Source organism: Nocardioides oceani, from assembly GCF_030412965.1.
In the GTDB taxonomy this organism is placed as follows: domain Bacteria; phylum Actinomycetota; class Actinomycetes; order Propionibacteriales; family Nocardioidaceae; genus Nocardioides; species Nocardioides oceani.
The window spans coordinates 20,736-41,323 of the sequence record NZ_JAUHJQ010000009.1 but is presented as its reverse complement, the minus strand read 5'-3'; the positions used below and the strand labels follow the sequence as shown (position 1 = coordinate 41,323).

Annotated in this window: 24 protein-coding genes and 1 tRNA gene; 16 read left to right on the top strand and 9 right to left on the bottom strand. The window is 72.4% G+C overall.

Going from position 1 to position 20,588, the window contains the following annotated elements; translation table 11 throughout:
- Positions 1-10: 10 nt before the first annotated feature.
- On the top strand, positions 11-919 hold the full coding sequence (nudC, locus tag QWY28_RS18295; RefSeq protein ID WP_300954022.1) for an NAD(+) diphosphatase: 909 nt from the start codon (positions 11-13) through the stop codon (positions 917-919).
- 39 nt (positions 920-958) lie between these two features.
- Here the strand turns inward: nudC and QWY28_RS18290 are convergent, their stop codons facing one another.
- Entirely contained in the window at positions 959-1,207 is a 249-nt protein-coding gene (locus QWY28_RS18290; protein WP_300954021.1) for a mycoredoxin, read from the bottom strand.
- Between the two features lie 77 nt (positions 1,208-1,284).
- Here QWY28_RS18290 and QWY28_RS18285 point away from each other — a divergent pair, with 77 nt between their 5' ends.
- The 6 genes from QWY28_RS18285 to QWY28_RS18260 all read left to right on the top strand — a co-directional run bounded on the left by QWY28_RS18285 (position 1,285) and on the right by QWY28_RS18260 (position 4,977).
- Complete coding sequence (locus tag QWY28_RS18285; protein WP_300954020.1) at positions 1,285-3,306, top strand: ATP-dependent DNA helicase UvrD2; 2,022 nt, start codon at positions 1,285-1,287, stop codon at positions 3,304-3,306.
- A gap of 207 nt (positions 3,307-3,513) precedes the next feature.
- The gene (locus QWY28_RS18280) at positions 3,514-3,774 is read left to right on the top strand and encodes a hypothetical protein (protein WP_300954019.1); all 261 of its coding nucleotides are present in this window, start codon (positions 3,514-3,516) and stop codon (positions 3,772-3,774) included.
- Positions 3,775-3,879: 105 nt separating this feature from the next.
- Positions 3,880-4,197: a WhiB family transcriptional regulator gene (locus QWY28_RS18275; RefSeq protein ID WP_300954018.1), complete on the top strand. Its 318-nt coding sequence runs from the start codon at positions 3,880-3,882 to the stop codon at positions 4,195-4,197.
- Positions 4,104-4,460: a putative WhiB-interacting protein gene (locus tag QWY28_RS24740; RefSeq protein ID WP_500690673.1), complete on the top strand. Its 357-nt coding sequence runs from the start codon at positions 4,104-4,106 to the stop codon at positions 4,458-4,460. Before QWY28_RS18275 ends, QWY28_RS24740 begins: the two co-directional genes overlap by 94 nt.
- Positions 4,461-4,492: 32 nt before the next feature.
- Complete coding sequence (locus tag QWY28_RS18265) at positions 4,493-4,687, top strand: putative WhiB-interacting protein (RefSeq protein WP_300954016.1); 195 nt, start codon at positions 4,493-4,495, stop codon at positions 4,685-4,687.
- Positions 4,688-4,797: 110 nt separating this feature from the next.
- Positions 4,798-4,977 carry a hypothetical protein gene (locus QWY28_RS18260; protein WP_300954015.1) on the top strand — a complete coding sequence of 60 codons (180 nt, stop codon included), beginning with the start codon at positions 4,798-4,800 and terminating at the stop codon, positions 4,975-4,977.
- Between the two features lie 13 nt (positions 4,978-4,990).
- Here QWY28_RS18260 and QWY28_RS18255 read toward each other — a convergent pair whose 3' ends face one another.
- Complete coding sequence (locus tag QWY28_RS18255; protein WP_300954014.1) at positions 4,991-5,815, bottom strand: hypothetical protein; 825 nt, start codon at positions 5,813-5,815, stop codon at positions 4,991-4,993.
- Between the two features lie 125 nt (positions 5,816-5,940).
- A complete protein-coding gene (locus QWY28_RS18250; protein WP_091115022.1) occupies positions 5,941-6,099 on the bottom strand; it encodes a DUF5679 domain-containing protein in 159 nt (52 codons plus the stop codon).
- Positions 6,100-6,267: 168 nt separating this feature from the next.
- On the opposite strand from QWY28_RS18250, the gene QWY28_RS18245 reads away from it, so the two are divergent.
- The 3 genes from QWY28_RS18245 (at position 6,268) to QWY28_RS18235 (ending at position 9,020) form a co-directional block, all read left to right on the top strand.
- Entirely contained in the window at positions 6,268-7,062 is a 795-nt protein-coding gene (locus QWY28_RS18245; protein ID WP_300954013.1) for an enoyl-CoA hydratase/isomerase family protein, read from the top strand.
- A 335-nt stretch (positions 7,063-7,397) separates the two neighbouring features.
- On the top strand, positions 7,398-8,474 hold the full coding sequence (locus QWY28_RS18240) for a PHP domain-containing protein (protein ID WP_300954012.1): 1,077 nt from the start codon (positions 7,398-7,400) through the stop codon (positions 8,472-8,474).
- Positions 8,475-8,483: 9 nt separating this feature from the next.
- Positions 8,484-9,020: a M48 metallopeptidase family protein gene (locus QWY28_RS18235; RefSeq protein ID WP_300954011.1), complete on the top strand. Its 537-nt coding sequence runs from the start codon at positions 8,484-8,486 to the stop codon at positions 9,018-9,020.
- Here QWY28_RS18235 and QWY28_RS18230 read toward each other — a convergent pair.
- Together QWY28_RS18230 and QWY28_RS18225 are read right to left on the bottom strand one after the other, a co-directional pair.
- Positions 8,951-9,568, bottom strand: a complete 618-nt coding sequence (locus QWY28_RS18230; protein WP_300954010.1) for an NUDIX hydrolase — start codon at positions 9,566-9,568, stop codon at positions 8,951-8,953. The genes QWY28_RS18235 and QWY28_RS18230 overlap by 70 nt on opposite strands.
- Positions 9,565-10,965: a zinc-dependent metalloprotease gene (locus QWY28_RS18225; protein ID WP_300954009.1), complete on the bottom strand. Its 1,401-nt coding sequence runs from the start codon at positions 10,963-10,965 to the stop codon at positions 9,565-9,567. Before QWY28_RS18225 ends, QWY28_RS18230 begins: the two co-directional genes overlap by 4 nt.
- Before the next feature lie 42 nt (positions 10,966-11,007).
- On the opposite strand from QWY28_RS18225, the gene QWY28_RS18220 reads away from it, so the two are divergent.
- The 6 genes from QWY28_RS18220 to QWY28_RS18195 all read left to right on the top strand — a co-directional run bounded on the left by QWY28_RS18220 (position 11,008) and on the right by QWY28_RS18195 (position 16,692).
- Complete coding sequence (locus QWY28_RS18220) at positions 11,008-11,436, top strand: molybdenum cofactor biosynthesis protein MoaE (RefSeq protein ID WP_300954008.1); 429 nt, start codon at positions 11,008-11,010, stop codon at positions 11,434-11,436.
- A 74-nt stretch (positions 11,437-11,510) separates the two neighbouring features.
- Positions 11,511-11,738: a hypothetical protein gene (locus QWY28_RS18215; RefSeq protein WP_300954007.1), complete on the top strand. Its 228-nt coding sequence runs from the start codon at positions 11,511-11,513 to the stop codon at positions 11,736-11,738.
- Positions 11,739-11,792: 54 nt separating this feature from the next.
- Positions 11,793-12,839, top strand: a complete 1,047-nt coding sequence (locus tag QWY28_RS18210; RefSeq protein ID WP_300954006.1) for a YlbL family protein — start codon at positions 11,793-11,795, stop codon at positions 12,837-12,839.
- 1 nt (position 12,840) lies between these two features.
- Positions 12,841-13,524, top strand: coding sequence for a PPA1309 family protein (locus tag QWY28_RS18205; protein WP_300954005.1), 684 nt, complete (start codon positions 12,841-12,843; stop codon positions 13,522-13,524).
- A complete protein-coding gene (locus QWY28_RS18200) occupies positions 13,521-16,568 on the top strand; it encodes a UPF0182 family membrane protein (RefSeq protein ID WP_300954004.1) in 3,048 nt (1,015 codons plus the stop codon). The genes QWY28_RS18205 and QWY28_RS18200 overlap by 4 nt, the downstream gene beginning before the upstream one ends.
- Positions 16,569-16,618: 50 nt before the next feature.
- A tRNA-Met gene (locus QWY28_RS18195) sits at positions 16,619-16,692 on the top strand.
- Positions 16,693-16,878: 186 nt separating this feature from the next.
- Here the strand turns inward: QWY28_RS18195 and QWY28_RS18190 are convergent.
- The 4 genes from QWY28_RS18190 to QWY28_RS18175 all read right to left on the bottom strand — a co-directional run bounded on the left by QWY28_RS18190 (position 16,879) and on the right by QWY28_RS18175 (position 20,530).
- A complete protein-coding gene (locus QWY28_RS18190) occupies positions 16,879-18,057 on the bottom strand; it encodes a tyrosine-type recombinase/integrase (protein ID WP_300954003.1) in 1,179 nt (392 codons plus the stop codon).
- A 26-nt stretch (positions 18,058-18,083) separates the two neighbouring features.
- Positions 18,084-18,539, bottom strand: coding sequence for a helix-turn-helix transcriptional regulator (locus QWY28_RS18185; RefSeq protein WP_300954002.1), 456 nt, complete (start codon positions 18,537-18,539; stop codon positions 18,084-18,086).
- Between the two features lie 64 nt (positions 18,540-18,603).
- Complete coding sequence (locus QWY28_RS18180; RefSeq protein ID WP_300954001.1) at positions 18,604-20,175, bottom strand: hypothetical protein; 1,572 nt, start codon at positions 20,173-20,175, stop codon at positions 18,604-18,606.
- On the bottom strand, positions 20,165-20,530 hold the full coding sequence (locus QWY28_RS18175) for a hypothetical protein (protein WP_300953999.1): 366 nt from the start codon (positions 20,528-20,530) through the stop codon (positions 20,165-20,167). Before QWY28_RS18175 ends, QWY28_RS18180 begins: the two co-directional genes overlap by 11 nt.
- Positions 20,531-20,588 lie beyond the last annotated feature (58 nt).

Below are 20,588 nucleotides of genomic sequence, written 5' to 3'. Positions count from 1 at the left end.
GCCTCGACGAGTGACCGCGCCCCACCTCCGCATGGCCCAGGACCCGCACGACCGCACCGCCCTGCGGCGCAAGGACGAGGACTGGCTCGCGGAGCGGTGGGCCGACGAGGAGACCAGGGTGCTGGTGGTCTCCGGCACCCGGGTGCGCCCGGCCGGCGGGCTGGTGGAGTGGGTGCCGCCGTCCCAGGCGCCCGAGGGCCTGCGCGTGCTGCTGGGGGAGCGGGAGGGTCGCACCTGGTTCGCGGTCGTCACCGGCCCCGAGCGGGCCCGCGAGGACGGCGACTGGGTGCCGCTGCGTGGGTTGCTGCCGTCGCTGTCGGACGACAACCTCGCCGCCGCGCCGCTCGTCTTCCACGCGCTCGGGCTGGCCGAGTGGCACTTCGCCACACGGTTCTGCCCCCGCTGCGGCGGCTCGCTGGAGGCGCGGGCATCGGGCCACGAGCTGGTGTGCACGCAGTGCGGCAAGCCGCAGTTCCCGCGCTCGGACCCGGCCGTGATCATGGTCGTCGCCTCGGGCGAGCCGGGCGCGGACGACGAGCGCTGCCTGCTCGGCCGGCAGGCGATCTGGCCCGAGGGTCGCTACTCGACGCTCGCCGGGTTCTGCGAGCCGGGCGAGACCCTCGAGGACGCCGTGCGCCGCGAGGTCGCCGAGGAGACCGGCGTCGCGGTGGGGGAGGTGACGTACTTCGGCAGCCAGCCGTGGCCGCTGCCGGCCAGCCTCATGATCGGGTTCGTCGCGCGCGCCACCTCGACCGAGATCACCGTCGACGAGGACGAGATCGAGGACGCCCGCTGGTTCACCCGCGCGGAGATGCGCGAGCAGGCCGAGTCCGGCAGCCTCGTGCTGCCCGGCGGGGTCTCGATCAGTCGCTCCTTGGTGGAGCACTGGTACGGCGGGCCGCTGCCCGGTCAGTGGTGACCCGCCAGGACCCCCGCGACCCAGGAGGCCCGGCGCGACTCAGGCCAGCGCGGCGAGCTTCTCCTTGACCTGGGCCAGCGACGGGTTGGTCTGGGCGGTGCCGTCGGAGTAGACGAGGGTGGGCACCGTCTGGTTGCCGTTGTTGGCCGACTCGACGATCTGCGCGGCCTCGGGCGCCTGCTCGATGTCGACGACGTCGTACGTGATGCCCTCGCGGTCCAGCTGGCTCTTGAGCCGGTGGCAGTAGCCGCACCACGGGGTCGTGTACATCGTGAACTGGCCGCTCATCTGGACTGTCGCCTCCGGCGTCTAGGGTCTGGAACCGTCACCGATCCAACCACCGGTTCCCAGGAGTTGTTCCCCGCATGACCCGCCCCGACGACCTGCTCACCGCGCTCGACCCGGAGCAGCGCCGGGTGGCCGAGGCGCTGCGCGGACCGGTCCGCGTGCTGGCCGGTGCGGGCACGGGCAAGACGAGGGCGATCACGCACCGGATCGCGCACGGCGTGGCGACGGGCGTCTACGCGCCGACCGAGGTCCTGGCGGTCACCTTCACCACCCGCGCGGCCGGCGAGATGCGCGGCCGGCTCCGCACGCTCGGCGCCGGCGGCGTCCAGGCGCGGACGTTCCACTCCGCGGCGCTGCGGCAGCTGCGGTACTTCTGGCCGCACGTCCACGGCACCGAGCTGCCCCAGCTGATCGAGTCCAAGATCGGCCTGCTCGCCTCCGCCGCCCGGCGCCAGCGGATCTCCGCCGACCAGGCGCTCCTGCGCGACCTCGCCTCCGAGGTCGAGTGGGCCAAGGTCAGCAACGTCCACCCCGACGACTACGCCCGGGTCGCACCGGAGCGCGGGCGCAGCGTGACCAACCTGGACCCCGGCACGGTGGGCCGCGTCTTCGGCAGCTACGAGGATGCCAAGCGCGAGGCCGGCCGGATGGACATGGAGGACGTCCTGCTCCTGACGGCCGGGATGCTCGCCGAGGACGAGCGGGTCGCGGCGCAGGTGCGCCGCCAGTACAAGTGGTTCGTCGTCGACGAGTTCCAGGACGTCTCACCGCTGCAGTCCGCGCTGCTCGACCTGTGGCTGGGCGGGCGTGACGAGATCTGCGTGGTCGGTGACCCGGCGCAGACGATCTACTCCTTCGCCGGCGCCAACGCCGACTACCTGCGCGACTTCCCCCAGCGCTACCCCGGGACGACCTCGGTGGAGCTCGTGCGCAACTACCGCTCGACGCCGCAGGTCGTCGACGCGGCCAACACCCTCCTGGCCGGGACCCCCAGCCAGGGCGTCGACCTGCGCGCGCAGCGCCCGGCCGGCCCGCCGGTGACCTACCAGCCACGGCCCGACGAGGTGGCCGAGGCCGAGGAGGTCGCCGCGCGCATCCTCAAGCTCCGCGACGCCGGCCGACCGCTCGGCGAGATCGCGATCCTCTTCCGGATCAACGCCCAGTCGGAGTCGTTCGAGGAGGCGCTGTCCGCGCGCCGCATCCCGTACGTCGTCCGCGGCGCCGGCCGCTTCTTCGACCGGCCCGAGGTGCGCGAGGCGGTGACCCGGATCCGCGGCGCCGCCCGCTCCGGGGAGGGCGTCGGCGTCGTCGACACCGTCACCGCGACCCTGGCCGGCATGGGCTGGACCGCCGAGGCGCCGGCCGCGCGCGGCCAGACCCGCGACCGTTGGGAGTCCTGGCAGGCGCTCGTCGACCAGGCGAGCGAGTTCGAGGCCGGCGGCGGAGACCTCGAGGCCTTCGTCGCCGACCTCGACCGCCGCGCGGCCGAGCAGCACGCGCCGGTCGCCGAGGGCGTCACGCTGGCGACCTTCCACGCGGCCAAGGGCCTGGAGTGGGACTCGGTCTTCCTCTGCGGACTCCAGGACGGGACGCTGCCGATCACCTACGCCGACACCCCGCTGGCGGTGGAGGAGGAGCGGCGGCTGCTCTACGTCGGCATGACCCGGGCCCGGCTCGACCTCGCGCTGTCCTGGGCGGCGGCCCGCAACCCCGGAGGCCGCGCGTCGCGCCGGCCCTCGCGGTTCCTCGACCCGCTGCTGCCGGAGGACTCGCGCGCCCAGGACCAGCCGCGCCGCCGCAAGGTCGCCGGCTGCCGCGAGTGCGGCAAGCCGCTGACCTCGGCGGTGGAGAAGAAGCGCGGGCGCTGCCACGACTGCCCGGCGTCGTACGACGAGGAGCTCTTCGAGCGGCTCCGCACATGGCGCAAGGAGCGCGCCGACTCCGAGTCGGTGCCCGCGTTCGTCGTCTTCACCGACGCCACCCTCCAGCTCATCGCCGAGCACAAGCCGCGCACGCCCGAGGCGATGCTGCGGATCAGTGGTATAGGCCGGTCCAAGGTCGAGAAGTACGGCGAGGACGTGCTCGAGCTCGTCGGCTGAGCCGTTCGTGCAGGTCAGCGCGGAGCCCGTGGGGCACGCGCGAACCGGCTCGGAGGTTGCGCGCCGAACGCTTGAAAAAGAAATCGGCGAAATGACCAGTAAATGGTTTGCCCCTTACCGACGCGGGGCGCTACTTTTCCGTCACCAGTCAACGCGCACCACGGTCCTGACACGGCCGGCGCCCGCACATCGAAGGAGGTGGCCCAGATGAACAGCATCGTGAACCTGTGGACGACGGCTCAGACCCCGTCCGGCTTCGCCATGCCCACGTGCGGCCACGCCTCGATCCGAGCCTCGATCCGCGCCACCGGTGTCGTTCCCGGTGCCACCGAGGTCATCGTGCGCGATCGGCGGGAGGACTCCGTCGTCACGTCCGTCATCGGCACGGCCCTCGCCGGCAAGCGCGACGCCGCCCGCACCCTGGCCTACTTCCCGGGTACCACTGCCTGGAGACCACCGATCTGCTGAGACCCTCAGCACCGGCAGCCTCCAGGCCGCGGAACCCGACACCCGGGATCCGCGGCCTTTCTGATTTCCCGCACCCGCGATCAAGGAAAAACGAGGAGGTGAAACATGACCATCAGCGTTCTCGACCGCAGTCCTGCAGCGGAGCCCACCCTCGGCCTCCTGCACGACCAGGCGGCCCAGGTGGACGACGAGCTCCTGCCCTGCCGGGTGAACAACCCGGAGCTCTGGTTCGCCGAGTCCCCCACCGACGTGGAGCACGCCAAGGCCCTCTGCCAGGAGTGCCCGGTCCGGGACCTGTGCCTGGACGGGGCACTCGACCGCCGGGAGCCCTGGGGTGTCTGGGGCGGACAGCTCTTCCTCCAGGGAGTGGTGATCCCCCGCAAGCGGCCCCGTGGCCGTCCGCGCAAGACCGACGCCGCCTGACCGGTGGCCCGACGCAGCACCCGGCACGACCCCGCACCACCAGCACGACCCAGCACCACCCACCCATCGACCACCTCACTCACGACAAGGACGTCGCGATGAACCACCTCCACGTAGACATCGCCCGCGCGCAGATGAGTGCGCGCCTCGGAGAGGCGGAGCAGGCTCGCCGGTCCCACCAGCTGGCCCGCTCCATCCGGATGCACCGCAAGGCCGAGACGGCCGCGCAGCAGGCCCGGACCGCCCTCGCCCGAGCGCTCTGAGCGCGCCTGACCACAGCAAGGACCGACCACCCATGACCACCCAGACCACCCGGAGCACCGACATGAATCTCATGCACGAAAACCTGGCCCGCGCACAAATGTCCGCGCGCCTGGGAGAGGCGCAACAGTCCCGCCGCGGCCACGAGCTGGCCCGTGCCCTCCGCCTGAGCCGCAAGGCCGAGCGGGCTGCGCAGCAGGCGCGCCTCGCCCTGGCCCGTGCACTCTGACGCGGACCCGACCTCACCCTGATCGCGGGTGATGCAAGGAGGGGCCCGGCACCACGAGAGTGGTGCCGGGCTCCTCGGCGTCCGGGGGTCCTCGGCCTACCCTCGGACGGGTGGAGACCCCGGAGACGCCTCGGACGTGCGGCTGGTGCGGTCGCACCGAGCCCGACCCCGCTCGGAGCCTGAGCTGGACGACCGCCGTCGAGCGCGGCCGCGCCCGCGTCTACTGCGACACCTGCTCGCGCGAGCACCTGCGGGCGATGGAGGGGAAGCTCGACAGCGAGCACTGGTGAGGCCCGCGCCCGGTCACCCCGCCCGCTGCCCGGCGAGGTCGGCCCAGGCGCAGCCGCAGTGCGGGTGGCGGTCGACGGGCACCCGGACCGGCGTCGCCCCACCCAGCTCGTACGCCGCACCCCAGGTCGAGGGCCGGTCGCCCTCGACCCAGGCGACCACGTCGCGCACCGCCCAGGCGAGCGCGAGCGCCTGGCACACCGGATCGGGGGCCGGCGCGGGCACCCGCGCGAGCTGCTCGAGGACGACGGGCCGGCGCGGGTCGGACTCCCCGCGTCGGGCGTCGTCGCAGCGCAGGCAGCCGGTGACGCCCGGCACCACGAACGGTCCGACGACGAGCCCGCCGTCCTGGCCGGCCAGGACCAGGTGCGGCACGCCCGAGCGCAGGCACGGGTCGACCCGGTCGCGCGCCAGCACGCCGCCGGCGATCGCCAGGTGGACGGTCCCGGGACCGGACCGGGTGGTCGTCAGTCCCGCGGCGGCCAGCAGCGCGGTGGCCTGGTCGGCCCAGCCGGGCGGGGCGTCGAGGGAGACGGTGGCCCCGGCCCGGGCCGCCAGCCGTCGGTCGGCGTCGTCCCCGTGCCGCGCCCGGGCGGCCCGGGTGGTCGCGGTGGGTCGCGGGTGGGGGTCGACGAGCAGCCCGGCGGCCTCGAGCGCGGCGAGGACGCGGCGGCCGACGGCGTCGGGCTCGGGTGGGCGGCCCTGCTCGAGCGCGGCGAGCACGCGGCGTACCTCGGGGGAGTCGGGCAGCACCACCCGCCGGGGCAGGTCGAGACCGACCTGCAGGTGACCGTCGTCGCGGCGGACCGCCACCAGTCCCGGGCGCAGCGTGCGGCTCATGCCGGCAGCCTCACACGGCGGGCGGCTCCGCGCGGGCGCTCGTCCACAGGCACGGGCCACAGACGCGTCCGGCGGCGCCCCCACGAGGGGGACGCCGCCGGAGGACAGCGGGGGGTCGGCTCAGCTCACGCCTTGCCGAGGATCCGGTTGAGGTTGGTGCTGCAGACGGGGCAGACGGCCTTGGCCATGCGGGTGCCCTTGTCGTTCACCTTGACCTCGCCCTCCGCCTCGCGCTTCTCCTTGCACTTGACGCAGTAGAACTCGCCGCTCCAGGTCTCCGCCATGACGGCCTCCTTGCCTAGTCTCACTCGGGTCGTCGCGACGGGATGCAGGGGAGCCCGCCGGGGTCCCGCGGCTCGCGCCGTCGGACCGCCTCGACCCTACGGCACCGGGCCGGTCCAGCGCCGCAGGCGCTCCGCGGCCCCGGCCGCCCCCGTCGGTAGCCTGCCGCCATGGCTGACCTCACCCACCTGCGACTGGACCGCACCGACGACGGCGTGGCCGTCCTGACCCTGGACAACCCCGACATGCGCAACGCGATGTCGGACGAGATGACCGCCTCCTGGGTGCGGGCGGTCGACGAGCTCGCCGCGGACCGGTCGGTGCGCGCGGTGGTCGTCACCGGCGACGGCACCGCCTTCTGCTCCGGCGGCAACACCGGGTGGATCGCCAGCGAGCCGGACGCGTCGGTGGACTACCTGCGCACCCGGATGATGGCGTTCTACCGCGCGTGGCTGTCCATCCGGAAGCTCGAGGTGCCGACGATCGCCGCGGTCAACGGCGCGGCGATCGGCGCGGGGCTGTGCCTGGCGCTCGCCTGCGACATCCGGTACGCCGCGCGGGGCGCCAAGCTCGGTGCTCCGTTCGTCAAGCTCGGCATGCACTCCGGCATGGCCGGCACCTACCTGCTGCCCAACGTCGTCGGCGAGGCGCACGCCCGCGACCTGCTGCTGACCGGTCGGGTCGTCGAGGCCGACGAGGCGCTCACGATGGGCATGGTCTCGCGGGTCATCGAGCGCGAGACCTTCCAGGAGGAGGTCATGGAGACCGCCCGCGGCATCGCCGCCACCGCCCCGATCGCGAGCCGGCTGACCAAGCTCGCGCTGCTCGACGGCGGGCACCGCGACTTCGAGGCGTGCGTGCAGTGGGAGGCGATGGCCCAGCCGATCACGCTGGCGACCGCCGACCTGCAGGAGGGCATCCGCGCCAGCCGCGAGAAGCGCACGCCGGTCTTCACCGGGGAGTGACGCCGCCGCCCACCCGCCGTGACGTGCAGCGAGGCCCCCGGCCGGCACCCGACGTCCGCCTTCCCCTTGCGGACCTCGTGCGCCGGACCCGGGGGCCTCGGCTGCCGGCCACGCTAGGTTCGGGTCGCCGACCGGGTCAACGCCCGTGATCCTCAGCCTGTGGACAGACCTGTGGACACAGCTGTGGAACGCGGGTCGGACCCGTGGACGACACGCGGCGGGTACCGGGACGAGCCTGGGGAGGACACGCCCGGGCGGCGCGCCGGCGGGCGGCTGACCAGCGCGGATCGGTCTCCACCGCCTGTGGAGAGAAGAAACTCGGACGGAGGTGGGCTGTGGGCGACGTACCGGACCAGGTGCGGGACCAGCTGCCGGAGGCGTACGCCGCCGGGCCGGTCGCGGCGCTGCGGCGGATCGCATTCCTGCTCGAGCGGGCGCGGGAGGACACCTACAAGGTGAAGGCCTACCGCGGGGCGGCCGCGACGATCCTGCCGCTGCCCGACGACGAGGTCGCCCGGATGGTCGAGGACGGCACGCTCACCGACCTCCCGGGGGTGGGGAAGTCGTCGGGGCGGGTGATCGCCGAGGCGGTGCGCGGGGAGACACCCCGCCGGCTGGCCGAGCTCGAGGCGGCCCACGCCGGACCGCTCACCCCCGACGAGCAGGGCGCCCACGACCTGCACGCCGCGCTGCGCGGCGACTGCCACTCCCACTCCGACTGGTCCGACGGCGGCTCGCCGATCGAGGAGATGGCGATCACCGCCATGGAGCTGGGCCACGACTACCTCGTGCTCACCGACCACTCGCCGCGGCTCAAGGTCGCCCGCGGCCTCAGCGCCGAGCGCCTGGCCCGCCAGCTGGACGTGGTCGAGGCGGTCAACGACCACCTCGGCGGGTCGTTCACGCTGCTCAGGGGCATCGAGGTCGACATCCTCGACGACGGCGCGCTCGACCAGACCGAGGAGATGCTCGACCGGCTCGACGTCCGCGTCGCGAGCGTGCACTCCAAGCTGCGGATGGAGCGCGACGCGATGACCCGCCGGATGGTCGCGGCCACCCGCAACCGCCACGTCAACGTGCTCGGGCACTGCACCGGCCGGTTGGTGACCGGCGGCCGGGGCACCCGCCCGCAGTCGGAGTTCGACGCGCGGGCGGTCTTCGAGTCCTGCGCCGAGCACGACGTCGCGGTCGAGATCAACTCCCGCCCCGAGCGGCGGGACCCGCCGACGGCGCTGCTCGAGCTGGCGCGCGACATCGGCTGCGTCTTCTCCATCGACAGCGACGCGCACGCCCCGGGACAGCTCGACTTCCTCTGGTACGGCGCCGCGCGGGCCGCCGCGGCCGGCATCGGACCCGAGCGCATCGTCAACACGTGGCCGAAGGACCGGCTCCTGGAGTGGGCGACGAAGTAGGTTCCCCGCATGGGAGTGCGCCCGGACGTGGAGGTGCGCCGCTCGAAGCGGCGCCGCCGCACCGTCTCGGCGTACCGCGACGGCGAGCGGATCGTCGTGCTCGTCCCCGCCAGCCTCTCCCGCGCGGAGGAGGCGGACTGGGTGGAGAAGATGGTCGCCCGGCTCGAGCGGTCCGAGCAGCGCCGCCGCCCCTCCGACGACGACCTGCTGGCGCGGGCGAAGGTGCTCAGTGACCGGTACCTCGGCGGGATCGCGGAGCCCGAGTCGGTGCGCTGGGTCGACAACCAGAACTCACGGTGGGGCTCCTGCACGCCCGGTGACCGCTCGATCCGCCTGTCCGTGCGGTTGCAGGGGATGCCGTCGTGGGTCGTCGACTACGTGATGGTCCACGAGCTGGCGCACCTGATCGAGGCCGGCCACGACGCGCGGTTCTGGGCGTGGGTCGACCGCTACCCGCAGGCCGAGCGGGCCAAGGGCTACCTGCTGGGCTGGTCCGCCGCCGCGCGGGTCGACCCGCCGTCCTCGATGCAGGACGAGGTCGACTGAGCCGCGAGCCGGGCCCGCGACAGCTCGACCAGCTCGGCGAGCTCGGGGTTCGGCAGCACGTCGACCGGCCACCAGCGCACGTCGACCGACTCCTCGCTCACGGCGTACGCCGCCTCCGCCGGCGCGACCGCGACGAAGCGGACGTCCAGGTGGTGCACGGGACGTCCGTCGGGCAACGGCCCCCCGCAGAACGGCACGGCGTGCTCGGAGAGGTGCACCGGCTGCGGGTCGACCGCGAGCCCGGCGATCCCCGACTCCTCGGTGGCCTCCCGCAGCGCGGCGCCGGCCAGCGTGGCGTCGCCCGGCTCGCAGTGCCCGCCGAGCTGGAACCACTCCCGCGCCTTGGCGTGCAGGGTCAGCAGCACCTGCGTGCCGGTGGCGTCGACGACCAGCGTGCTGGCGGTGACGTGGTCGGGACGGCAGCCGCGCTGGAGCCCGTCGGGGTGGGCGCGGAGGTGGGCGGCGTACCGCTCGCGCAGCGCCTCCTGCTCCGCGCCCGGCGCCGACCAGCCCTCGAGCAGCGCGAGCGCGTCGGCGTGGAGGCTCACTCCTCGGTGGCGCCGGGGGAGTCGGGGGACCCGGGCTCGAGCAGCTTGCGCAGCTCGGCGTCGAAGTCCTCCTCGCTCAGCGAGGCCGGCGCCGAGGCGTCCTCGCGGAAGCCGAGCGGGTCGTCGAGGTCGGCCGCGGTCGGCAGCAGGTCGGGGTGCATCCACACGCCGTCGCGGCCCTCGACGCCCTGGCGGGTGCGCAACGAGCCCCACAGGGTGGAGGCGTCGCGCAGGCGGCGCGGCCGCAGCTCGAGGCCCACGAGCGAGGCGAAGGTCTGCTCGGCGGGCCCGCCGGCGGCGCGGCGGCGGCGTACCGCCTCCTGCATCTTGGCGGCGGCCGGCATCCGCTCGGCGGTGGCCTGGCCCACGACCTCGTCGACCCAGCCCTCGACCAGCGCGAGCGCCGTCTCGAGCCGCTGGAGCGCGGCCTCCTGCCGCGGCGACCTCGGCATCTCGAACAGGCCGCCCTCGAGCAGCTGCTGCATCGACTCCGGGTTGGTCGGGTCGACGCCGCGCATCTGCTCCTCGATGCGGGCCTGGATCGCCTCGGCGTTGATCTCGACGCCGCGGGCGAAGTCGGTGACCGCGGCGATGACGTGCTCGCGCAACCACGGGACGTGGGCGAAGAGGCGCTGGTGGGCGGCCTCGCGCAAGGCGAGGTAGAGCAGCACGTCGTCCTCGGTGACGTCGAGGCCCTCGGCGAACGCCGCGACGTTGGCCGGCAGCAGGGCGGCGCGGCCGGGCTGGGCCAGCGGGACGCCGACGTCGGAGACGCTGAGCACCTCGCCGGCGAGCGCGCCGAGGGCGGAGCCGACCTGGCTGGCGAGCATCGCGCCCATCGCCTTGCCGAGGATGCCGAGGATGGGGCCGGCCTGCGCCTTGGCCTCCGGCGGCAGCGCGTCGGCGAGGCCCGAGGTGGACTGCTCGGCGACGGGCGCGACCAGCACCTTCCACACGTCGGCGGTGCCGACCACCCACTCCGCGCGGCTCCAGGCGGCCGTCGAGGTGACGCCCGAGGGGAAGGTGGTGGTCTCGTCGAGCCAGTGGTCGGCCAGGCGCAGCGCGTCGGCGACGGCGTCCTTCTGCCGCTGGGTGGGCGTCGGGTCGGGCTGGGGCACGGCCTTGCGGGCGGTGTCGAGCGCGAGGTCCCAGTTCAGCGGCCCGTCGTAGGGCTGCATCATCGCCTGGATCTGGCCGAAGAGCTGGGAGAGGTCCGGCATCCCGCCCGGCAGGCCACCGGGGAACCCACCGGGGAACCCGCCGGGGAAGCCCCCGGCGCCACCGGAGAAGAACGCCTCGAAGGGCGTGCCCTGGAACGGGTTCTGGCCGGGGTTCCGGCCGGGCTCCTCGCCCGGCTCCTGGCCGTCGTCGGGACCGTCCGACGGGTTGTTCGTCATGGTCCCAAGGTACGCGGCGCGCCCAGGGCTAGGGTCGGCCCCATGACCCATCCGGCTGTCCGGCTCGTCGGCCTGCGCGAGACGCCGCTCGACGTCGACGAGGTGCTGCGGTCCCTCGACGACGACGCCTCCGGCGGACTGGTGCTGTTCGTCGGCAGGGTCCGCGACCACGACGGCGGCAAGGGCGTCACCGGTCTGGACTACTCCGCGCACCCGACCGCGCTCGAGCGGCTCACCGCGGTGTGCGAGCAGGTGGCCGCCGAGCACGACGTGCACGGCGTCGCCGCGGTGCACCGGGTCGGCACCCTCGGCATCGGCGACGCCGCGGTCGTCGTCGCCACCGTCTCCTCCCACCGCGGCGCCGCCTTCGAGGCCTCGCGCGCGCTGATCGACACCCTCAAGGCGGAGGTGCCGATCTGGAAGCACCAGCGCTTCGGCGACGGCACCGAGGAGTGGGTCGGCTCGCCGTAGCGGGCCGAGGGGCGGAGCGGGTCGATGGGCGTGGCACCGCGCGATCGGCCAGGCGGCTGCCTACGCTGCCACCCGTGGAGATCCTGCTGTGGCTGGTGCCGCCCGCCGTGGTGACGGTCGTGGCGATGGCGTGGGTGTCCTGGCTGGGCCGGGAGGGTCGCGGCGAGGTCGACCGCGAGGTCGCCGTCCGCCGGATGGGTGCCGCCATCGAGCGCGGCGACCGGCCGGCGTACGCCGCTCGTCCGCACCAGCCCGACCGCAGCACCGGCGTCGCGGTGCGTCCCTCGCGCCGCGCCTCCTGACCGCCGCCGCGGGCTGGACCGGTGCCGGTTTCCGCCGGATGAGAAGGTGGCGCCATGACGCAGCGCACGCTCGCCGCCCTCCTGGCGGTGCCGCTCGTGGTCGCGCTGCTCGTCGCCGCCGCCCGCGTGCCCCTGCCGTACGTCACCTACGAGCCCGGCCTGACCGTCGACGTCCTCGGTGAGGACGGCGGCCGCGAGATCGTCGAGATCGACGGCGAGCAGACCTACCGTGACGGCGGGCAGCTGCGGATGACCACGGTCTTCGTCTCGCGCCCCGACGCCGACGTGTCGCTGTTCGAGGTGGTCCAGGACTGGCTGAGCGACGAGGCCGCGGTCTACCCCTACGACGCGGTCTACGAGGAGGGCACGACCGACCAGCAGAACCGCGAGGAGGGTGCGGTCGACATGGTCACCTCGCAGGACGCCGCCACGGCGGTCGCGCTGACCGAGCTGGGGTACGACGTGGAGCCGGCCGTCGAGGTGCTGCTCGTCAGCGAGGGCACACCGGCCGAGGGGCGGTTGCAGGCGCGGGACGTGTTCCTCGAGGCCGACGGCACCGCGATCGAGGAGCCGCAGGACCTCGTCGACGCCGTGCAGGGCGCCCCGGCCGGCGAGCCGGTGACCTTCCGCGTGCTGCGCAAGGGAGAGGAGCGCACCGTCGAGGTGGTGCCCGAGCTGGTCGACGGCGAACCGCAGGTGGGGGTGCGGCTCGGCACGGGCTACACCTTCCCCTTCGAGGTCTCGGTCAACGTGGACGAGGCCATCGGCGGGCCGAGCGCGGGCCTGATGTTCAGCCTGGGCATCTACGACACCCTCACCGAGGGGTCGCTGACCGGCGACGCGATCGTCGCCGGCACCGGGACCATCGACCCCGAGGGCAACGTCGGCCCGATCGGCGGGATCCAGCAGAAGATCGTCGGTGCCCGCGACGCCGGCGCGGCGCTCTTCCTGGTCCCGCCGGACAACTGCGCGGACGCCCTGGGCGCCCCGAACGAGGACATGCGGCTGGTCCGCGCCGACACCATGCACGACGCCGTCGAGGCGATCGACGCGTGGGTGCGGGACCCCGACACGACGACGTTGCCGAGCTGCGAGGACTGACGTGAGCGACCTGACCCCGAACCCCGACCCGCACCAGGACGACCTGCCCCAGGACCCGGACCGGCCCGCGGGCGAGGAGGAGAAGGACGGCCTGCTCGACGACCTCGACGTCGACCCGGCGCTGGCGTCGGCCGTCCTCGAGATCGAGGGCCACCTCGCCGGCGAGGGCTGGGACCAGCCCGCCCGGCTCTACGCGCTGGTCGACACCGCAGCGCTGGTGCGCCAGGAACCCGTCCTCGCGGCGCAGATGGGTCTCGACGCGTCCTCGGAGCAGGGGTCGCTGACCGCCGTCGAGCAGGACCAGCTGCCCCCCGACGTACCGCTGGAGCAGGTGCTGGAGACGATCCTGTGGCCCGCCGGCGTGGCCGGCTGCGCCGCGGTGGTCGAGCGGCTGGTGCTGCCGCCCGGCGCGGACACCGCCGTGCCGGAGGACCCCGCCGAGGCCGAGGCGTTCGCGCGCGAGCACCCGGACCGGCAGGAGGTCCGCATCGTCGCGGGGGCGACCCGCGACGGATCGACGTACTGCGCGCTGAGGCTGCGCGCGCACGACGACGACCAGTCGGTCGTCGGGGGCGCCGACCTGGTGCCCGGCCTGCTCGCACTGCTGCGGGCCACGCTGGAGGAGGACGAGGGAATGACCGAGACGACCGCCGACCGGACCGAGCAGCCGGGAGGCACGGCGTGAGCGAGCTGTTCGCCGACGACCCGCGGGACACCCCGCCGCCGGAGCGGGAGGTGCCGCGCCGGTCGCGCGCGCTGGTCATCACCGCGGTCGTCGTCGTGCTCGCCTTCTTCGGGCTGACGACGTTCGCGTCGCTCTACACCGACCGGCTGTGGTTCCGCGGCGCCGGCTACGGCTCGGTCTTCACCACGCTGTTCTGGACCCGCGCCGGGCTGTTCCTCGTCTTCGGCGCCCTGATGGCGATCGTCGTCGGGCTCAACATGTGGCTGGCCTTCCGCCACCGCCCGAGCTTCCGGCTGCCGTCGCCGGAGCAGACCGGCCTGGACCGGTACCGCGAGGCGGTCACCCCGATCCGCACCTGGCTGCTGGTCGGCGTCGCGCTCGTCATGGGCGTCTTCGCCGGCACGTCCGGCGCGGGGGAGTGGCGCAACTACCTGCTGTGGCGCAACGGCAACGCCTTCGGCGACGAGGACCCGTACTTCGGCCGCGACATCGGCTTCTACGTCTTCGACCTGCCCTGGTTGCACTTCCTCGTCGACTTCACGATGGCCGTGGTCGTCGTGGCGCTGCTCGCGGCCGCCGTCGTGCACTACCTGTACGGCGGCATCCGGCTGCAGGTCTCCCACGACCGGCTCTCGGGCGCCGCGCAGGTGCAGGTCTCGGTCCTGCTGGGCATCTTCGTGCTGGCCAAGGGCGTGGACTACTACCTCGACCGGTTCGACCTGGTGACCCAGGACGGCGAGCTGTTCACCGGCATGAGCTACACCGACGACCACGCGGTGCTGCCGGCCAAGAACATCCTCATGGGCATCGCCGTCATCTGCGCGGTGCTGTTCTTCCTCAACGTGTGGCGGCGCACCTGGCTGCTGCCCTCGATGGGGCTGGCGCTGCTCGCGCTGTCGGCGGTGCTGCTGGGCCTGATCTGGCCCGGCATCGTCCAGCAGTTCCAGGTCAACCCCTCGCGCCCGGACAAGGAGGCGGAGTACATCCAGGCCAACATCGACGCCACGCGGGCGGCGTACGACGTCGCCGACGTGGAGCTGGAGGAGTACTCCGCGAGCGCCGACCTCTCGACCGGGCTGGCGTCGCTGGACCGGCAGACCTCGTCGGTCCCGCTCGTGGACCCGCAGCTGGTCCGCGCGGCCTTCGAGCAGGAGCAGCAGGTCCGCGCCTACTACTCCGTCGCCGACGTGCTCGACGTCGACCGCTACTCCATCGAGGACGAGCAACGGGCGCTCGTGCTGGCCGTGCGCGAGCTCGACCAGTCCGGCATCAACGAGGGCGACCGCAACTGGTCGAACCTGCACACCGTCTACACCCACGGCAACGGCATCATCGCGGCGTACGCGAACGCCCGGCCGCAGGACAACTCCGAGCAGGAGCAGGTCGGCGGCACCGCGACCGAGGACGCCGGGATCGAGTGGGCCGAGGGCGACACCGAGGACGAGCTGACCGCCGCGACCGGCGGCTTCGAGACGCGCGTCTACTACGGCGAGCAGAGCCCGGAGTACTCCATCGTCGGCAAGGCCGAGGAGGGTGACGAGGACGTCGAGCTCAACCTGCCGACCGGCGACGACGACTCCGCCGCGACGACCACGACGTACGACGGCGACGGCGACGTCGCGATCGGTGGGTTCTTCAACCAGCTGATGTACGCCGTGAAGTACGGCGAGCCGAACTTCCTGCTGGCCGGTCGCATCAACGAGAACAGCAAGATCCTCTACAACCGCGAGCCGCGCGACCGGGTCCGCAAGGTCGCCCCGTGGTTGACCGTCGACGCCGACGCCTACCCGGCGATCGTCGACGGCCGGATCCTGTGGATCCTCGACGGCTACACGACGACCGACCGCTACCCGCAGGCCCAGCGCGAGTCGCTCGACACCATGACCGACGACTCGCTGGACGCACCGGGCGCGCTGCGGGCGATCCCGACCGACGAGATCAACTACATGCGCAACGCGGTCAAGGCGACCGTCGACGCCTACTCCGGCGAGGTCACCCTCTACGCCTGGGACGAGGAGGACCCGATCCTCGAGGCGTGGAGCAACGCCTTCCCCGGGACGGTCACGCCGAACTCGGAGATCCCCGAGGCGCTGCGCGAGCACCTGCGCTACCCCGAGGACCTGTTCAAGGTCCAGCGCTACCAGTTCGCGCGCTACCACGTCACCGACCCGCGCGACTTCTACCAGGGCAACAACCGCTGGGAGGTGCCCGAGGACCCCTACACCCGCGGCACGCTCCAGCCGCCCTACCGGCTGTTCGTGCGCAACCCGGGCGACGCCGAGGAGACCTTCTCGCTGACCTCGACGTTCGTGCCGTTCGACAAGGACAACCTGGCGGCCTTCGTCTCGGTGGACGCCGACGCGACGAGCGAGGAGTACGGCCGGATCCGCGTGCTGCAGCTGCCGAACGAGCAGACCGAGGGCCCCGGCCTGGTCGCCAACGCCTTCACCTCCGACGAGGGCGTGCGGCAGGCGCTGCTCCCGCTGCAGTCGGGTGGCGCGAAGCCGGTCTACGGCAACCTGCTCACGCTGCCGGTGGAGAACGGGCTGCTCTACGTCCAGCCGGTCTACACGACCCGCGAGCTCTCCGACGCCAGCTACCCGATCCTCCAGTACGTCCTGACCAAGTACGGCAACGAGGTCGGCGTGGGCAACACCCTCACCGAGTCCCTCGGCGACCTGCTCGGCGCCGACGCGGGCTCGGTCGACCCCGGCGACGGGGGCGACGGTGGTGACGGGGGCGACGGTGGCGACGCCGGCGAGGACCCGGGCGGCGCGCCGACCGGCACCCGCGCCGAGCGGATCGCCCAGCTGCTCGCCGACGCCGAGGACGCCTTCGCCGCGGCCGAGGCGGCCCTCGCGCAGGGCGACCTGGCGACGTACCAGGAGCAGGTCGAGGCCGCCGAGGGTGCCGTCGCCGAGGCACTCGTGCTCTCCGGCAAGGCCGGCTCCGCCACGGGCGGTGGCGACGACGAGCCGACCGAGGATCCGACGGAGGAGTCGACCGAGGAGTCGACCGAGCCCTCCTCGGACGCCTCCGGGTAGACCCCGATTTGGTGGCGCTCCACCCCGTGTCGTAACGTTGGGTTCACCGACGCGGGGTGGAGCAGCTCGGTAGCTCGCTGGGCTCATAACCCAGAGGTCGCAGGTTCAAATCCTGCCCCCGCTACAAGAAAGTGGCCCCTGACCTGCGGAAACGCAGATCGGGGGCCACTTGGCTTCTTGAGTCACATTGCCTTATGTCGCGTTTATGTCCCAGAAACCTTCGCGCGGGTGACCCACTCTGATACCGAGTTGGGGCCGGCGTTGGGGCTAAGCAGATGCAGGGCTGGTGGCTCGAAACACCCCGAGGACGTCAGTCGTCTGATGCGGTCGTCGTGGCCTTGCCGGCGAAGGACTGAAGGATGTGCGTCACGTCAGGTGTGGTCCTGTCCTTCTCGATGTAGAACTCTTTGGTGATCGCATCTGAGGAGTGGCCCAGGACGCGGGCTGCGGTGTCCGAGTCGACCAGGCGGTCGATCAAGGTCGCGACGGTCTTGCGGAACGTGTGTGGCGTCACCCAGTCGAAGCCTGTGTCTGCTCGGATCGTGCGCCACCGCCGCTCGATGTTGCCGACCTGGTGCCAGGTGCCGTTACGGGTGGCGAAGACCGCGTTGTAGTGATTTGGTCGTTGCTCGATACGCCGCCTCATCAGAACATCGACAGCAAACGGCGGCAGCGCGATGGTGCGTTTTGAAGCGTCCGACTTCGGCTTGGGCTTCCGGTACGTGCCCTTTCCCGTCTCCGTCTTGATCGTGCCGCTGATTGACACCGTCGGCGGGGTCGCACTCAAGTCGATGTCTGTCCATCGGATCGCGAGCACTTCTCCGATCCGGCAGCCCGTGGCGAGCAGCAGGTCAACGATGTCGGGCATGTCCTGGTTCGGCTTTGGACCGGGTCGCTTTTTGGTCATCCAGGCGTCTACAGCAGAGCGGACGGCATTGAGATCCTCCACCGAGAGCGCTTGGACGTCCTTCTTCTGCCCTCGAAGCCGAGATGTGGAGGAGACCGGGTTGGCCGGGAGCGCATCGTCGATAACCGCGGCGTCGAACATCATCTTGAGGACCGTCTTGGTCTTCTTTCGGCGGCTGTGGGAATCCTGCGACCTGATGAGCCGTTCCAGGCGCCCAGCTGTTGCCTCGCGCAGGCGAATGTTGCCGATGGCTGGATTGATGACGTTTTCGATGATGCGTTGGTACTCGTTCGCGGTAGTTGCCTCGGAGCGCTGTTCGGCGCGATACAGCGAGAGCCAGATGTCGGCCACTTGGCTGATTCGCATGTCGGGGCCGATGAGGTCACCGGATGGGGCGCTTCGGTCGGCGATCTTGACTTTGAGTTCTCGTACTGCGGCGGCGGCGCTTCGACCGGTCCCCTTGATTTCGCGCGTGACGCCGTCGAAGTCGCGGAAGCGCGTTCGCGCGCGATACACGCCGGGACGCACCTCCTTCGTCGTGATGGTCCCGAATGTTCCGATGGGCAGCGGGGGGCGAGCCATGGGCCTTCCTTCTTGAGGTCTGAGCGCTACCGACGCCGTGGACGGGACCGTCGCGACATGGAACCTAGCGTGCTGGATGTTGCTAGGTGGTCACCCCTCGAGCCCCGGCCGTTGTCGTCGATGTCCATTTCCGCTTCGAGATCCAGTGTCTCGGCGTGGGCCTCGATCCAAGCATCAAGATCCGAACGGCGGTACCGCAGTGCACCGCCCGCCTTCACCGCGCGTGGTCCGAACCCCGGGCGTCGCGTGCGCCAGGTATAGAGCGTCGACTTCGCGATCCCGATGTAGGCAGCCGCTTGCGCAATGTTCATCGTGGCAGGGGTGAGTGCGAGCCGGCGGCGTTCTGTCGGGAGGGGCTCGTCGGAAGGCGGCGTGGCGTGTTCGCTCATGTCTGTGACGACATCCTCAAGGATGCGTTCGCTCTCCTGAGCAGCTAGCGGTCGGTGGCCGCCGACGCTGAGGGTCTCCTTCACCGTTTCCATCTCGTGTCTCCTCCGACCTGCGGTGGTGGATCTCGGTGGTCGCAGCCCACCTGTTGTCTGATGGTCACCTAAGTGGTCCGACAGGTGCTGAGCGATCAATGCCCGCAGACTTTCTGCATGGCATGCCGTGGTCCGGCGAAGATGCTGGGGTGCAGTGGCCGCCATGTTGCGCGTTTTCCGCTGCCGAGAGCCAAGCGTGGCGATGGCTACTGCCGTTGGAGTGCGCGAGCATGGCAGAGGATGCCGCGGTGGATGCCGCGGACGCGGTTGCCGTACTCGCCGAACGCAAGGCTTCCCGTACGGGCTGCGGCACCGTGACGGCGCGTCGGGCGAGGATGTCGGCGGGGGAGACCCAGACGACGTCGCCCTCGGTCGGCGGGGTGGCCAGGCCGGCCGCGACGTCGTTGTGCGCTCGGCGGGATAGGGCTCGAGCTGGGCCGGTGAGGTTGGGGGTGTCGGCCTTCTCGGCGATGACGTGCGCGAGCTCGGAGCCTGCCCCGATCGCACGCAGTGTCGCCACGGTGACCTGGGGGAGTCCTCGCCGGGTGGCGATGACCTCTGGTGTCGCGAGGGTGGTGGTGTCGTGGGTGATCTGGCGGTACGCGGCGCGGACCTCCGCGGCCGCGCGTGCCAAGGGCTCCTCGAGGCGGGCGCCCGGGGGGGCGAGGTCGCCCCAGCGGCTGGCCAGGTTGCTCCAGGAGCGCCCTGCTTCGGCGATCGCGGGGACCAGGCGGTCCGAGGGCTCGAGGATGCCGGCGGCGGCGGCCGCGTCGACCAGCACCATGCTGGCGCCGGCGATGAGTCCCTGGGTACGGGTGATGAGCAGGATGTTGGACGGTTCGAGGTCGCGTGCCAGCGCGCGGTGGGACTCGATGTCCCAGCTGGCCAGGGCCTGCGCAAGGCGGCCGGGGTCGTCGACCGGCCGGATCGCCTCGCCGGCGAGGGCTTGGGCGAACCGGTCGGTCAGGTAGCTGCGTGCGGTGTTCTCGCACGCCGACATCCGATCGACCCAGACCCCGGTGGGTGCGATCGCGTAGGGGGAGTGGTGCTGGGCCAGCTGGACCCGGCGGCCCGACCCACGGGCGTCGTTGACGCGGTCGCGGCCGTTGTCGTGCAGGGCGACGTTGACGGCGTGGGCGGTCAGGTAGAGACCGTGCATGATCCTGGTCCGGGCTGCCTCGAGGTCGCGGTGGGCCTCGGTCCGCTCGTGAGGGACCTCGGCGCCGTAGCGGCGCACCAGAGCCGCAGCGTTGAGCAGGGTCTGGGTCATCTGGTCGACGCGGGGGTTGGTCGGTCCCGGACCTGGCCAGGCCTTCCGGCCGGACAGGCTGGACTCGATGGTCGAGGCCTGCGCCGCCAGGCTGGTGATGGGCCGATCGCGCTCGTCGACGCCAGGCCGGCGACCCGGTAGCGAGGCCCACAGGTCCTCCGCGGCCGCGACCATCGTCGGCCAGCTCCGCAGGAGCGTGCCGGCATCATCGCCGGCGACGTCCATGAGCAGCTGGCGAGCCAGGTAGTCGACGTCGAAGAGCATCTCGCCGACGCTGCGTACGTCGCGCGAGGTCACCGGGATCTGGTCGAGGTCGAAGAGCTCCTCGTCGATGTCGGCGTACGCCAGGCGCAGGTCAGTAGCCAAGGCCGCGGGCTTCCCGGATGAGGTCGCACAGGTCGAGGACCAGCTGCCAGCCGTGGACCAGGTCGGCCTGGTGCAGCGGTAGCGGGCGGGTCAGCTCCTCGGCCTCGTTGAGCAGCTGCAGCGGCGTCCGCTCCTCGAGGTCAGGGAGCGGGTCGATGTCGGGCAGCTCGTAGTCGTCGGGCAGCAGGGCGCTGGCCTGGGAGTGCGCGAGGTAGACACCCAGCCCGAGGTCGTGGAGCGGGGAGTAGGGGGCGGCCTCGTCGGCGTCGCTCCACACCTGGGCAGCGGCCTGGTGCAGCAGCTGGGCGATCGAGCCGAGGCGGTCCCAGGTGCCGTCAGCGTTGAGGGTGTCCACGGGTGTTCCTTTCAGTCGGAGGTCGGTCTGGCCCATGAACCCACGTCCCGGCCGCGGC

Bases quoted from the DNA above. Each gene is read 5' to 3' on its own strand.
- QWY28_RS18290 (WP_300954021.1), bottom strand. From the start codon at position 1,207: ATGAGCGGCCAGTTCACGATGTACACGACCCCGTGGTGCGGCTACTGC.
- QWY28_RS18285 (WP_300954020.1), top strand. From the start codon at position 1,285: ATGACCCGCCCCGACGACCTGCTCACCGCGCTCGACCCGGAGCAGCGC.
- QWY28_RS18280 (WP_300954019.1), top strand. From the start codon at position 3,514: ATGAACAGCATCGTGAACCTGTGGACGACGGCTCAGACCCCGTCCGGC.
- QWY28_RS18275 (WP_300954018.1), top strand. From the start codon at position 3,880: ATGACCATCAGCGTTCTCGACCGCAGTCCTGCAGCGGAGCCCACCCTC.
- QWY28_RS18265 (WP_300954016.1), top strand. From the start codon at position 4,493: ATGACCACCCAGACCACCCGGAGCACCGACATGAATCTCATGCACGAA.
- QWY28_RS18255 (WP_300954014.1), bottom strand. From the start codon at position 5,815: ATGAGCCGCACGCTGCGCCCGGGACTGGTGGCGGTCCGCCGCGACGAC.
- QWY28_RS18250 (WP_091115022.1), bottom strand. From the start codon at position 6,099: ATGGCGGAGACCTGGAGCGGCGAGTTCTACTGCGTCAAGTGCAAGGAG.
- QWY28_RS18245 (WP_300954013.1), top strand. From the start codon at position 6,268: ATGGCTGACCTCACCCACCTGCGACTGGACCGCACCGACGACGGCGTG.
- QWY28_RS18235 (WP_300954011.1), top strand. From the start codon at position 8,484: ATGGGAGTGCGCCCGGACGTGGAGGTGCGCCGCTCGAAGCGGCGCCGC.
- QWY28_RS18225 (WP_300954009.1), bottom strand. From the start codon at position 10,965: ATGACGAACAACCCGTCGGACGGTCCCGACGACGGCCAGGAGCCGGGC.
- QWY28_RS18220 (WP_300954008.1), top strand. From the start codon at position 11,008: ATGACCCATCCGGCTGTCCGGCTCGTCGGCCTGCGCGAGACGCCGCTC.
- QWY28_RS18210 (WP_300954006.1), top strand. From the start codon at position 11,793: ATGACGCAGCGCACGCTCGCCGCCCTCCTGGCGGTGCCGCTCGTGGTC.
- QWY28_RS18190 (WP_300954003.1), bottom strand. From the start codon at position 18,057: ATGGCTCGCCCCCCGCTGCCCATCGGAACATTCGGGACCATCACGACG.
- QWY28_RS18185 (WP_300954002.1), bottom strand. From the start codon at position 18,539: ATGGAAACGGTGAAGGAGACCCTCAGCGTCGGCGGCCACCGACCGCTA.